11 protein-coding genes and 2 tRNA genes are annotated in these 13,425 nt (G+C 41.5%); 8 read left to right on the forward strand and 5 right to left on the reverse strand.

All coding sequences use genetic code 11. From position 1 onward, the window contains the following. Position 1 precedes the first annotated feature (1 nt). Positions 2 to 841: a cyanophycinase gene (locus tag IM797_RS26385; protein ID WP_228099145.1), complete on the forward strand. Its 840-nt coding sequence runs from the start codon at positions 2 to 4 to the stop codon at positions 839 to 841. Between the two features lie 10 nt (positions 842 to 851). Here the strand turns inward: IM797_RS26385 and IM797_RS26390 are convergent, their stop codons facing one another. Beyond that, on the reverse strand, positions 852 to 1,331 hold the full coding sequence (locus IM797_RS26390) for an ABC transporter ATPase (protein ID WP_194130223.1): 480 nt from the start codon (positions 1,329 to 1,331) through the stop codon (positions 852 to 854). Positions 1,332 to 1,382: 51 nt separating this feature from the next. Between IM797_RS26390 and IM797_RS26395 the strand changes: the two genes are divergently transcribed. Next, positions 1,383 to 1,865, forward strand: coding sequence for a hypothetical protein (locus IM797_RS26395; protein ID WP_194130224.1), 483 nt, complete (start codon positions 1,383 to 1,385; stop codon positions 1,863 to 1,865). On the opposite strand, the gene IM797_RS26400 is transcribed toward IM797_RS26395, so the two are convergent. Genes IM797_RS26400 through IM797_RS26410 form a run of 3 tightly spaced genes read right to left on the reverse strand, consistent with a single transcriptional unit; the run spans position 1,831 to position 4,759 of the window. Continuing rightward, a complete protein-coding gene (locus tag IM797_RS26400) occupies positions 1,831 to 2,628 on the reverse strand; it encodes an MBL fold metallo-hydrolase (protein WP_194130225.1) in 798 nt (265 codons plus the stop codon). The genes IM797_RS26395 and IM797_RS26400 overlap by 35 nt on opposite strands. Continuing rightward, a complete protein-coding gene (locus tag IM797_RS26405; RefSeq protein WP_194130226.1) occupies positions 2,618 to 3,418 on the reverse strand; it encodes a (Fe-S)-binding protein in 801 nt (266 codons plus the stop codon). Before IM797_RS26405 ends, IM797_RS26400 begins: the two co-directional genes overlap by 11 nt. 45 nt (positions 3,419 to 3,463) lie before the next feature. Further along, entirely contained in the window at positions 3,464 to 4,759 is a 1,296-nt protein-coding gene (locus IM797_RS26410) for a 4Fe-4S dicluster domain-containing protein (RefSeq protein WP_194130227.1), read from the reverse strand. A 205-nt stretch (positions 4,760 to 4,964) separates the two neighbouring features. Here IM797_RS26410 and IM797_RS26415 point away from each other — a divergent pair. The 3 genes from IM797_RS26415 to IM797_RS26425 all read left to right on the forward strand — a co-directional run bounded on the left by IM797_RS26415 (position 4,965) and on the right by IM797_RS26425 (position 6,304). Further along, positions 4,965 to 5,037 (forward strand) — tRNA-Phe (locus IM797_RS26415). 533 nt (positions 5,038 to 5,570) lie between these two features. After that, a tRNA-Phe gene (locus IM797_RS26420) sits at positions 5,571 to 5,643 on the forward strand. Positions 5,644 to 6,124: 481 nt separating this feature from the next. Then, positions 6,125 to 6,304, forward strand: coding sequence for a histone H1 (locus IM797_RS26425; protein WP_194130228.1), 180 nt, complete (start codon positions 6,125 to 6,127; stop codon positions 6,302 to 6,304). A 99-nt stretch (positions 6,305 to 6,403) separates the two neighbouring features. Here IM797_RS26425 and IM797_RS26430 read toward each other — a convergent pair whose 3' ends face one another. Further along, positions 6,404 to 7,009, reverse strand: coding sequence for a sigma-70 family RNA polymerase sigma factor (locus tag IM797_RS26430; protein ID WP_194130229.1), 606 nt, complete (start codon positions 7,007 to 7,009; stop codon positions 6,404 to 6,406). A 104-nt stretch (positions 7,010 to 7,113) separates the two neighbouring features. Between IM797_RS26430 and IM797_RS26435 the strand changes: the two genes are divergently transcribed. The 3 genes from IM797_RS26435 to IM797_RS26445 all read left to right on the forward strand — a co-directional run bounded on the left by IM797_RS26435 (position 7,114) and on the right by IM797_RS26445 (position 13,412). Continuing rightward, the gene (locus IM797_RS26435) at positions 7,114 to 8,253 is read left to right on the forward strand and encodes a FecR family protein (protein ID WP_194130230.1); all 1,140 of its coding nucleotides are present in this window, start codon (positions 7,114 to 7,116) and stop codon (positions 8,251 to 8,253) included. A gap of 243 nt (positions 8,254 to 8,496) precedes the next feature. Continuing rightward, a complete protein-coding gene (locus IM797_RS26440; RefSeq protein ID WP_228099147.1) occupies positions 8,497 to 11,847 on the forward strand; it encodes a TonB-dependent receptor in 3,351 nt (1,116 codons plus the stop codon). Between the two features lie 11 nt (positions 11,848 to 11,858). Further along, positions 11,859 to 13,412 (forward strand): RagB/SusD family nutrient uptake outer membrane protein, encoded by a 1,554-nt coding sequence (locus IM797_RS26445; RefSeq protein WP_194130232.1) that lies wholly within the window; start codon positions 11,859 to 11,861, stop codon positions 13,410 to 13,412. The last annotated feature ends 13 nt before the right edge of the window (positions 13,413 to 13,425 follow it).

Here is a 13,425-nt window from a genome sequence, read left to right on the forward strand (position 1 = left end):
GATGTTGAGCACGATAAAAAAACAGTTGGTACTGGCTTTCATGCTGCTTACAGGCAGTTCAGTAATGGCACAGAAAGGAAGCCTTTTTATTATTGGGGGTGGAGACCGCTCGCCAGAACTCATTCAATCGCTCATCAAGACAGCGAATATGGGTACTAAAGATTATATGATTGTACTTCCGATGTCAAGTGAAGAACCTGAAGCCTCTTATCAGGCCATTAAGAAACAGCTTACGCTGGCATCTGGAAACAATATTGGTTGTCTCAACTTTGATGCTTCAAAAGTTAAGGATCAGAAATGGCTGGATTCTTTAACCAACGCCAAATTGATTTTTATAACCGGTGGTGATCAAAGTCGTTTTATGAAGGTGGTATTACACACGCCTGTTTATTCGGCTATTCATAAGGCTTATCAGAATGGGGCTACTGTTGCGGGAACAAGCGCGGGGGCCGCAGTGATGAGTAAACAAATGATCACTGGAAAGCAATTGCTGGATACCGTGTATAAAGAGACTTTTAATAAGCTCTGGGCCGGTAACATTCAATTTGAAGAAGGAATGGGCCTACTGGATTCAGTGATCATTGATCAGCATTTTTTGAAAAGAAGCCGGTTTAACCGCCTCATTTCAGCCTTAACCGCTTATCCCAATTACCAATGCATTGGCATTGATGAAGGTACAGCGATCATTGTAAAACGCAAAAAAATAACTGTTGCTGGTGTAAGCCAGGTACTCAGAATTTCTGATCCTAAAAACTTGAAGATTAAAGGACAGCATCTGATTAAAATGGATGACCTGCGGTTTAGCTTATATACTTCGGGCGATCAGTTTAGTCTAAAATAGAAAAGATCGGTTACAGCAAGTGTGCAAAAACCTTGCTGTGCCAGCTTTGTTCAAACGGGATTTCCCATTTGGTTTCAAACTCCTGAAGGCTTTGTACCAGATTGTTGTACACAATCGTTTTTGGACCGACAGACTTGATGTTAACCAGAGTTTCGAAGTCTTCCTTGGTGTTGACCACAACCTGGCCGTCAACCTGGTAAGCTATATTGAACCTGTCGAACAAATCCACCTGATACGCTTGTTCAATCTCTTTAATCACACGAACAGAGGCGTCGATTGAACATCCTGTAACGCCAGCTGTAGCTTCATCAACAATAAATACAATGAAAAACTGATGAATCACCTCGGCTTTAGCTTTCAGCTGATGGCCATGGGCTTTCCACTGACTGGTAAAGTCATTCAGTTTTAATTGTATTGCGCTCGCCTCATCCTGGGTAAAGGCGCGGTTGCTTTGGTAAATCCAAACTTTTGATTGTGGAGAAAAACTCATACTTCAAATTTAAGAAAATAATTAATTTGAACCAGCTAAAATCCTAACGTGATGAATAAGTTTACATTAAGCTTGAAAATATCGCTGCTTTTATCATCAGGGCTTATTTTTAGTGCCTTTTCTGCCAGCCTGCTACGCGATGAACAAACTACCTTTCTCCAAAAGAAGCTTGCCGATCACTATGATCAGGAGCAGGGGGGCTCACAAATTAAGCGTTATGAACTAAATGTTACCAACAGTGGATTTTGTCGGTACAAGCGTTTTTTCAATAACGGCAAGGTCGAGTATTTCTCTTTTAACCTGGTAAAATTTAAAGCGCTCGACTATTACGGCACGGATAAAAGCGGGAAATTGTACTTAAGTACCAAAGGTGACGATGTGATTGTACAGACCTATAACGATCGCAAAGGCGGAGATATTGACAGCATGGCTGCATACATGGTTATTCCACTTAAAAATATTGAACCACAGGACTTATTGGAATTGAATGAAGGAATGCTTAAGCTGAATGCGCAACTGGCGTCTCAGAAATAGCATACACCTCCGTTTCCTGATGCCTGGAAGCCACAACAACTGAGGTATTGCCGGCATGTGCTGCAAATAGATTTTGGGCAAGTTGCGGGCAGTTGTTGTCTTTAGATAAATGCGCCAGAAATAGGTGACTCATGAATTCTGGCTTAAATGTTTTAAACAATTCTAAAGCGAGCTTATTGGACAAGTGGCCGCGGCCGCCGCTAATGCGTTTTTTCAAAAAATAAGGATACGCACTTTTTTCAAGTAATTCGTCGTCGTAATTCGCTTCCAGAAAAGCCGCGTGGCATTGTTTAAAGTGATAAATGAGGTTGTCGCAAACCGCTCCGATATCGGTAAATACACCAACTTTTGTTGGCCCGCAGGTAATTAAAAAGCTATGTGGCTCAGAAGCATCATGTATTTTGTGAAAACTGCTGATTTCCAAACCGCCGATCTGTATCTGCTCTGTGCCTTTAAGCAGTTGGATGAGGTCCTGGCGCAAATTGAAGCGGCAGCCTTGTAAAGACCCTTGCGTGATGTAAACTGGTAAATTATACTTGGCGGCCAGTGTACAGAGTCCTTTAATATGGTCGCCATGCTCATGTGAAATGAAGATTGCTTTTACTTTGGACATCGATAGGCCCAGTCGCAACATCCTTTTTTCGGTTTCCCGACAGGATATTCCAGCATCGATCAATACGGCTTCCTGCTCATTACCTACATAATAGCAATTGCCGTTGCTTCCTGAGTTCAGGGACGCGATGAATAAAGTGTTACAATCCATTGGCTCTCGCAGTGATTTCTGCAATATCTAATACTTTTACGTTTTGGTCCTGATCTTTCAATTTAACCCCATCACTCAGCATGGTCATACAAAAAGGGCATGAAGCTGCAATTACCTGGGGCTGGGTTTCTAAAGCTTCTTCAATGCGTTCAATGTTGATGTCTTTATTTCCCTTCTCAGGTTCTTTAAACATTTGTGCACCGCCGGCACCGCAACACAGGCCATTAGATTTACAACGTTTCATTTCTACAAGCTGTGCATCAAGCGCTTCCAGCGCTTTTCTTGGGGCTTCATATACATCATTTCCGCGACCTAAATAACAAGGGTCATGGTAGGTGATCTTTTTGCCTTTAAAGCTCTCTCCGCCTTCGGCCTTCAGTTTACCTTCATTGATCAGATCCTGAATCAGTTGCGTGTGGTGTATGACTTCATAAGTGCCACCTAAGCCTGGATATTCATTTTTTATGGTATTGAAACAATGCGGGCAACCGGTAACAATCTTTTTAACGTTGTAGCCATTCAATACTTCAATATTGGTCATGGCCTGCATCTGAAAAAGAAATTCATTGCCTGCGCGTTTTGCCGGATCGCCGGTACAGCTTTCTTCGGTCCCCAATACCGCGTATTTTAAGCCAACGTGGTGTAATATTTTGCAGATGTCGCGGGTTGTTTTTTGTGCCCGTTCATCATAACTACCGGCGCAGCCTACCCAAAACAGAATTTCTGGTTCTTCGCCTTTAGCTATCATTTCTGCCATCGTTGGCACTTCAAAATTTAGTTGCTCGCTCATTTTTGATCTTTCAGCTTTTGTCTTTAAATCCTTGTTCCTTACGGCTTAATCCTGCTTGGCCCAATTGAACCTGTCGGCAGGAGAGTATTTCCATGGCGCCCCGTTGTTCTCAATATTACCCAGCATGGCATTGATACTTGCAGGCGACTGTGATTCTTCCATCACGGCATATCTCCTCAGCTCAGTAATGATGGCCAGTGGATCGATGTTGATCGGGCAGGCCTGGGTACAGGCATTACAACTGGTACAAGCCCAGATTTCTTCTCTGCTGATGTAAGAATCGATCAGTGATTTCCCATCGTCAAAGCCGTTACCTGTTTTGTCAATGTTCTTGCCTACTTCTTCCATCCTGTCCCTGGTATCCATCATGATTTTACGTGGAGACAAGAGTTTTCCTGTGATGTTGGCCGGACAAACCGAAGTACATCTGCCGCATTCGGTACAAGTATAAGCATTCATCAGGTTCACCCAGGTCAGGTCATTCACATCTTTTGCACCGAAACGTCCGGGTTCAGCTTCCGGAGGTGTAAAAGAAGGATCAAGCATCGCTTTAACCTCATTGGTTACGCTTTGCATATTGCTAAATTCACCTTTAGGCTCCAGGTTTGAAAAATAAGTATTTGGAAAAGCAAAAAGGATGTGGAAATGCTTAGAATAGGGCAGGTAATTTAAAAAGGCAAAAATACCAATGATGTGAAACCACCAGCAGCCTCTTTCTATAGCAATCAGGGAAGCTTCGGTAGCTGGTAATAAATTTTGCAAATACTGGCTTAATGGAAATGCACCAACCTGTGTATAATGACCAACTCCCATAGCTTGCAATTTGGCGTCAGCAGCATTCATCAGCAAAAAGGCGGTCATCAATAAAATCTCTGTGATCAGGATATAGTTGGCATCTGATTTTGGCCAGCTGGTCATCTCCACACCGCTAAATCTTTTCAGCTTAATGATGTTCCTTCTGATTAAGAAAATGGCGCAGCCTACCCAAACTCCTGCAGCCAGAAATTCAAAAGAGCCAATCAACACATTGTAAATGGTGCCAAGGCCACCAAAAACGCGATGTGTTCCAAAAATACCATCGATCATGATCTCCAGAACTTCAATGTTGATGATCACAAAACCTGCATAAACGATCAGGTGAAGGAAAGCAGGCACGGGGCGAAAGAACATTTTTGTTTGTCCGAGTGCTACTTTAACCATCGTCATCAGCCTTTTTTGAGGCTGATCTGATCTGTTTGCTGCCTTACCCAGGCGGATATTACGGATAACCTTTTTTACATTGAAACTAAAAAAGGCTATAGCAGCCAGTAAAAGGGCTATAAATAGAATTTGTGACACCATTTTGAAAATCTGTTATAGTCTTGCTAAGTTAAAATAATTCGCTCAAAACAAATTATTATGCATGCATAAAATTAAAAATTTAGAAGGGTTTTAAATAAACCGGTTTTTTTGAGATTTATTTTCAAAAAAGATTTTGAAGTTAGAAAAAGGACCTTACATTTGCAGCCCAGCCGATGGGGCATGAGTAATCATGTTGAGTAATGATGGTACGGTAGCTCAGTCGGTAGAGCAATGGACTGAAAATCCATGTGTCGCCGGTTCGATCCCGGCCCATACCACATCTTTAAAAAGGCCTTTTTCGTAAGATAAAGGCCTTTTTTGCGTTCCAATGCTATATTTGTTTCATTTTAATGTCAGTCTACTCAGACTTACTTTACGAGTTAAATAGGTTTATGGTTTAATTTACTGACATGTATATCAAAACTGATATTTACCTGGCTTCTTCCGACCTTCTTCCGACCTTCTTCTGACCTTCTTCGGAGAAAAGGGCTTTTTAGGGGCCAGAAGGGAAGAATGCCCGAAGAATCTCCGAACATGGTAGACCTTAAATACGATATGTCCTAAAGTTTGTGAGGTTTAGCGATACGGCTTTGTGATAGTTAGAATTTATTATTGAAATAATGGAGTGATTTTTTTAGCTATAATGAATTGTTTATGTGTTATTTAAGGCGATAGTTACATGCCAGCTGCATGTGTTCAATGATGTTCTGTTTGAATTATTTTCAAAAAAAGTTTTGTTCTTAAGAAAAAGAAACTACATTTGCACTCCCAACCGAGGGGAACATGACTCAAAAACATGTTTAAATAAGATGGTACGGTAGCTCAGTCGGTAGAGCAATGGACTGAAAATCCATGTGTCGCCGGTTCGATCCCGGCCCATACCACTGCAAAAAGCTTCAGAGAAATCTGGAGCTTTTTTGTTTTGAGTGTTTTATTCCCAGTTAATTAGCGGAATATAGTGAAAGTGGCCTCTACCTAAAGAATTCTATATTTTAATGTCCCATAGAGAGATTTCTGCAGGTCTTCATTTGGATATAATTTCTTTGCTTCCTATTCAAACAAACCCAAAAACAAAAGCTACCTTAATAGGTAGCCTTTGAAAACTAAATTAAACGAGTAGAAATTCATTTGTGCTTCGCAGCATGAAACGGTAAAAAAGCTAAATTTTGGTAAAACATGGAAAGTTTAAACAAGTTAACTTTGCACAAATATAATAAAATCTACTAATTAGGTAGATTTTATTTGCGTTTTTGTTTTTAAAGCTTTATGTTTACTTTATGAGTACTTAAAGGCGGAAAATAGTAGATTCAACTGTTCCGCTTAACAGGCAACCCTATTAAATATTGTAAACTTAAAAACGTAACTATGAGTAAATTTGCAAAATTAAAAGAAGTAGTCGCAGCTGCAGAAACAGATGTTGAAAAATTCTATAACGGCGGTAATAGTGCAGCCGGAACAAGAGTTCGTAAAGCACTTCAGGAAATTAAAGGCCTTGCGCAGGAAATCCGTACTGAGATAACTGAAAAGAAAAACACAGGGAAATAGTGTTTAACCCCACACCGGACCACTGCAAAAAAGCTTCAGAGATCTCTGAAGCTTTTTTGTTTACGGTGAATTTTGTACTCCAGCACCGGAATAGAAGAATCAGTTTACCAAATCGTTGATTCCTTCAGCTATGATAAGCATAACTGTGATGTCTTTTAATGAAATGCGTAAATGTTTAAGTGCATGGGTAATCTGGTTTTCAACCGAACGTTTCGAGATGCCAAGCTGATCTGCGATCTCATCATTGCTCATCAACTGGCGCCGGCTCATGAGGAAAATTTCCTGAGATCTTTTTGGCAGGTGCTTAAGGTAGGTGTCTAGTTCCGTTTCAAGGTCATGATAGGCAATCCGGTCAAAACCGCTATTTCCCACTGAATTTTTTGAATAAACTTCCAGATCTTCTTTATAATCGATAGGAATAATTTTGCTGGCGTTGATGCTTTTGTAAACCCTGTAGCGACCAGCGGAGGTAAGGTAATTTTTGAAGGACTCGATCTGTAGTGTCTTTCGGTTGGTCCAGACCGTTAAAAAAATGTCATGCACAATTTGTTCGCATACCTCTCTGTCCTTTACATAAGCATAAGAATTACTGTAAATCCGGGAAGAGTAGCGGTGGAATAAGGTAGAAAAAGCACGTTCATCATCTAATTTGATGGATTCCCAAAGATCAGCATCGGTGGGAATCTGTGTAATTCTATTTGGCATAGAACGAATTTACATTTTTTAAGATCAAATTATAAATATTTTTTTTTAAAAGTATGTGTGTGGGATGTGTAAATCGGTACTATACATATAACCAATTATAAACTATGACGAGGGAAGAATACATCCTGTTGTATGAAAAATGTATGCAGGGCGAATGCACTCAGGAAGAAAAGAAGAAACTTGATGAATATCAGGACGAATTCTCTTTAGATGACGTACACTGGGATGAAGTCCGTTTGGGCAACGAACAGCAAATAATAGGCGGTATCTACAACCGGCTCCAAAAAAGCATAACAGATCAACATCCTGAAAAAATGCAGTGGTATAAGCTACCGCTTGCTGCTGCCATTGCATTGATTGCAGTAGGATTGGGTGTTTATTTGTATTTCAATGTTTCATCTGATAGCACCAGATTACACACACAGGTGGCTGCAAGAATCGTTGCGGGCAGTAACAAGGCCATCCTTACGCTATCAGGGGGTAAACAAATTGCTTTAACCGATGCAGATAATGGCGAGCTGGTAACAGAAGGGAACACCCGGATTACAAAAACAGCCGACGGTAAAATCATTTACGAGCCCTCAATAGCACAAGATAGCAAAGCTGTTGTTTACAATACCGTGAGCACACCCAAAGGAGGACAATTTCAAGTTGTACTACCGGACGGATCTCAGATCTGGTTAAATGCGATGTCCAGTATCACCTATCCCTCCAGCTTTTCAGGAAAGGAAAGACTGGTTCAGTTAAAAGGAGAAGCCTATTTTGAGATCGCTAAAAATCCAGAAAAACCATTTAAAGTAGATGTGGCCGGCCAGCAGAAAATCGAAGTATTGGGCACACATTTTAATGTGGAGGCTTATATCGACGATCATGAAATCAAAACCACCCTTTTGGAAGGCTCAGTCAAGCTTGGCGCTAGAAATAAACAGATCAGATTGAAACCAGGCCAAATTGCTATTGATGATCTTAAAACTGATTTAATAGTGAAACAGGCTGATCTGGAGGAGGTCATGGCCTGGAAAAATGGCTTGTTTGTTTTAAATGAGGTCAATTTAAAGGACGTGATGAAAAAAGCAGCCAGATGGTATGATGTTGATGTCGAATATCAGGGGAACATCGCTAATAAAAAATTATGGGGTACCGTGTCAAGGTACAAAGACATTAACGAATTACTGGATAACATCGCTATAACCAGTTCACTGCGATATAAAATTGAGGGAAGGAGGGTGATTTTGATGAAATAAGCCATACCAGATCAAATACACCCTGATAAATAAAATAACCAGGAGCGTTGAAGCCGCCCCTGGAAATTGCACAGCTTGAGAACTGCTATCAGGAAAATTTTAACGGTCACATTTTCACAACCATTTTTTTATTAACCTAATTTTCAAATGTATAAAATTTTAACTGTACTCAGATACGGGATACCCTCTTGTGTCCACCCTAAATTATGGCGAATTATGAAACTGTCCTTTTTTATTTGTCTTATGGCATTTTTGCACGTCAGTGCCGCCTCAAGAGCACAAAAAATAAATTTAGATAAGAATAATGCAACACTTCGTGAAACACTTAATGACATCCGTAAACAAAGCGGGTATAGTATAATTTGTGATGTCGAACTTTTGAACGAAGCGCAGCGGGTTAATCTTCACCTAAAAAACGTTTCAGTGGACGAAGCATTAAAGCAATGTTTTATGGATCAGCCTTTGTCTTATGTCATCAACAAGAATACCATTGTCATCGCGCCAAAGCCACCAGGGCATGTTGTGGTAAAAAGATTCCTCAGTGTTTCGGGAACCGTTACAGATGAGAAAAACCTACCCTTGCCGGGCGTGACGGTTAAAATCGAAAATAGCCCGACAGGTGTTTCCACGAACGGGAAAGGCTTTTATACAATCAATGTACCAGATGAAAAAACAGTATTGGTGTTTTCATCTGTCGGATATCAGACGCAGCGGCGGGCAGTGGGCAACGCCAGGGCGCTCAATGTTCAAATGACCGAAGAAAACAGCAAATTAAATGAAATTGTTGTGGTTGGTTACGGTACGGTATTGAAAAAAGACCTGACGGGCTCGGTGGGCAGTGTCAGAATGGATGAAATGCAAAAAGCACCGGTCCGGTCTTTTGAAGAAGCCTTGGCGGGAAGGGTAGCTGGCGTAGCCGTAGCGAGCGGTGATGGACAGCCTGGATCTTCCAGCACGATCACCATCCGTGGGAACAATTCGATCACTCAGAACAACGCACCTTTATACGTCATAGATGGCTTCCCACTGGAAAATGCGGATAACAATGCCATTAATCCTGCCGAAATAGAATCCATTGAAATATTAAAAGATGCTTCTGCAACTGCCATATACGGTGCCAGAGGTGCGAACGGTGTGATCATGGTCACCACAAAAAGAGGGAAAACCGGCGAACCTGTCCTGACCTACAATGGGTATTACGGACTTCAGAAAAACAGAAATGAAGTGGCCTTAATGAATCCTTATGAGTTTGTAAAACTACAGCAGGACCTCAATCCGGTCAACGCTGAAAAACGATATTTTACCAATGGCCTTACCCTGGACAGTTACCGGACAGAACCAGGGATCAACTGGCAGGACCGCTTATTTAGAACAGCCCCGATGCAAAACCATTATATGGCTGTCAACGGTGGCAATGCCAATACCAAATATTCCATTTCCGGTTCCATTACCAACCAGGATGGGATTATACTCAATACCGGTTTTGACCGTTACCAGGGGCGTTTGATCTTGGATCAAAAGATCAATAATCAATTGAAAATCGGTGTCAACGTAAATTATTCAAATGCCAGCAGTTCAGGCAGTGTAGTATCCAATAGCTATGGTAGCTTAAGTACATTGAGCCTGATGTACAGTGTCTGGGCTTACAGACCGGTAAATGGAACGGGTAACAGTGACGATCTGATTGATGAGCTTTATGATCCGGCTATTGACGTGAATAATGACCTGAGGGCAAATCCTGTGATCACTGCGCAAAATACCTTTAACAAGCGGGTTACGAATTCTTTAGTCATGAATGCCTATGCGGAATACAATTTCACCAAAAGCTTAAAGCTGCGGGTTACCGGCGGTGCCAATCGTTCAGACCAGGTTGTGAACATCTTTAACAATTCGCAGACGCCGCTGGGCAATCCTTTAAGTCCGCAGGGTAAAGGTGGTCCCAACGGCTCTGTGACCAATAATCGAATCAATGATTTGTTAAACGAGAACACGCTTACTTACAATGGCGTAATTGGGAAACACCATAAATTGAATGTATTGGGCGGCTTTACGGTGCAGCAAACTAACTTTAATAATTTTGGCGCTGTCGCATTACAGGTGCCCAGCGAAACCTTAGGGACCAGCGGATTGGATGAGGGAACTTCTTCAACCATTACCTCAGTTACCTCATTAAACAGGTTGGTTTCCTTTTTAAGCAGGGTGAATTATAGTTATAAAAATAAATATTTGCTTACCGCATCCTTCAGATCTGATGGCTCGTCTAAATTTGCACCTGGAAATAAATGGAGTTATTTTCCTTCCGGCTCTATTGCATGGCGACTTACAGAAGAGGATTTTATGAAAAAAATACCTGTAATTACGGATGCTAAATTACGGGCAAGTTATGGCATTACCGGAAACAACCGGGTAAGTGATTTTGCCTATCTGGCCACACTGGTTTTACCAAATTCGGCAGTTTATCCTTTCAATAACGGCATCAACAAAGGCGCCATCAAAACAGCCCTGGGAAACAAAAATCTGAAATGGGAAAATACCTCGCAACTGGATTTGGGGATGGATGTTTCCTTGCTGAAAGACAAGCTGTCTTTTACTGCGGATTATTATCGGAAAACAACCTATGATTTATTACTCAATGCAAATTTGCCCCCAACCGCAGGGTTGCCCAATGCTTTTAAAAATATTGGAAAGGTGCGGAACGATGGATTTGAATTCACACTCAATACTACGAACATCAGCAATACAAATTTCTCCTGGACCACAAATTTCAATATTGCCTTTAACCGGAACAAGATATTGGCGCTGACAGAAAATCAGGAGAACATTTTAACCAACCTGGCCTGGGATGCCAACTATGTCAACACACCACTTTATACAGGCCAAATAGGTCAGCCCATTGCTCAATTCTATGGATACATCTGGGATGGTGTTTATCAGTACAGTGATTTCGACAAGTCGACATCAGGGGTTTACACCTTAAAAGCTGAGGTGCCTACAAATGGCAATACACGCGGTAGTATTCAGCCTGGTGACATCAAGTATAAAGACATCAATGGTGATGGGGTTGTCAATGCTGACGATCGCACTGTAATTGGCAAACCTTATCCCCTATATACGGGAGGGATATCTAACACTTTCAATTACAAAGGGTTTGATTTGAATGTGTTTTTTCAATGGTCGGCAGGTAATGATCTGTTCAATGCCAACCGCCTGGTTTTTGAAGGTAGTACGCGGCTTGACCAAAATCAATACGCCAGTTTTATAAACAGATGGACTCCTGACAATCAAAATAATGACATGTTCAGGGTTGGCGGACAGGGGCCTTATGCCTATTCGTCCAGGGTAGTAGAGGACGGTTCCTATTTACGCCTGAAAACTGTTGCATTGGGCTATAATTTACCTGCTCCATTTGTTAAAAAAATTAAATTAAAGACATTAAGGGTATACGCAGCTGCGCAAAATATCATAACCTGGACCAATTATTCAGGTCCGGATCCAGAGGTTTCTGCCAGGAATTCTGCATTAACGCCTGGATTTGATTACTCAGCTTATCCACGTGCCAGTACCATAACATTTGGGTTAAACACAACATTTTAATTACGTAAATCATGAGAAAAATCATTTACATATTGATGATCACGGCTATTTTTCCTTTGGCTTCTTGTAAAAAGTTTTTGGATGTAGCGCCAACTGATTTTTTAAGTCCGGTTAATTATTACAGTACGGAACAGGAAGTGGAAAATGCATTGACAGGAGTTTATGATCCGCTGGGAAGAGAGGCTATGTACGGCCGGTATTTGTTTACTACGCTGGCCTATGGCAATGACGAAGGATTAAGATCGGCTTCGGCAACCACCACCGGTTTAGAAGTATTTAATTATACGCCATCGGACGGTATTGTAGGAAATTTATGGACTTCCTGTTATCAGGGTATCGACCGGGCCAATGATCTGCTGGCTAATCTGGACAAGCCGAAAATGGACGAGACCAAACGAAACCGGATAAGGGGGGAGGCCCTGTTTTTAAGAGCATACTATTATTTTTTACTGGCTGACAATTGGGGTGATGTACCCTTAAAGCTAAGCCCGACCGTTTCAGCCAGTGATGTAGACATCAAAAGCACCCCTAAAAAGGAAGTCTTTGAACAAATAGTGAAAGATATGGAAATTGCCGAGCTATTGGTCAGTACGTCAACGGAATTGAAGTTTAGCGGAAGGGTCTCAAAAACAACCATTGAGGGCATATTGGCCCGGGTTTGCTTAACGATGGCTGGCAGCCAGGTTGATGATCCAGGTAAGCTTAGCGATGCATTAAAATGGGCTGAAAAGGTTCAGCAATCAAATGAACATAGTTTAAATCCCGATTACAAACAAATATTTATCAACCAATCTAAGGATATCTATGACGTTAAAGAAAGCATGTGGGAAATTGAGTTTTACGGCAACGGCATAGGAAGCTATAATGAAACCTCCTGGGTTGGAGTTTGGGGTGGCATATTGGCATCGGGGCCAGATCTGCAAACGCCAGGTTACGGTTATGGTGCATTGTACGCGACCAACAAATTATATAACCTGTATACAGATGCGGCCGATGTGAGGCGCGACTGGAACATAGCTCCATATTATTTCACCACCACCAAGCCAACTAATTTTACAGCAACACAATTGTACAACCGCTATCCAGGTAAATGGCGTAGAGAGTATGAGGTGGTCACGCCAAAAAGCAAAAATACTTCTTCCACAAATTTTCCTGTGTTGAGGTATGCCGATGTACTTTTAATGCTGGCTGAAGCTGAAAATGAGTTGCATGGCCCAACACAAAAGGCACATGACGCTTTGAACGAGGTCAGGGCAAGAGCGCATGCTTCTGAGTTTAAAGGAACAACCTTTATCACAGATAAAATTGTTTTCAGAAACGTTATCCAGGATGAAAGAGCGCGGGAACTTGCTTTTGAAGCTTTGCGTGATCATGACCTGAGACGTTGGGGCATCATGATCAGTACGATGAAGGATTTGTCGAAGCGCATTACAGAAAGTTATCCGGCAAATTTAAGATTCCTGGCGTTGGCAGGTAATAACATTGCCGACAGGCATTTGTATTTACCTATACCAAGTCTGGAATTGTCATTGAATAAAGCCATTAAACAAAACCCCAACTGGTAAAAGTCGTTAAAAA

This window comes from Pedobacter sp. MC2016-24 (genome assembly GCF_015223055.1).
Taxonomy (GTDB): Bacteria; Bacteroidota; Bacteroidia; order Sphingobacteriales; family Sphingobacteriaceae; genus Pedobacter.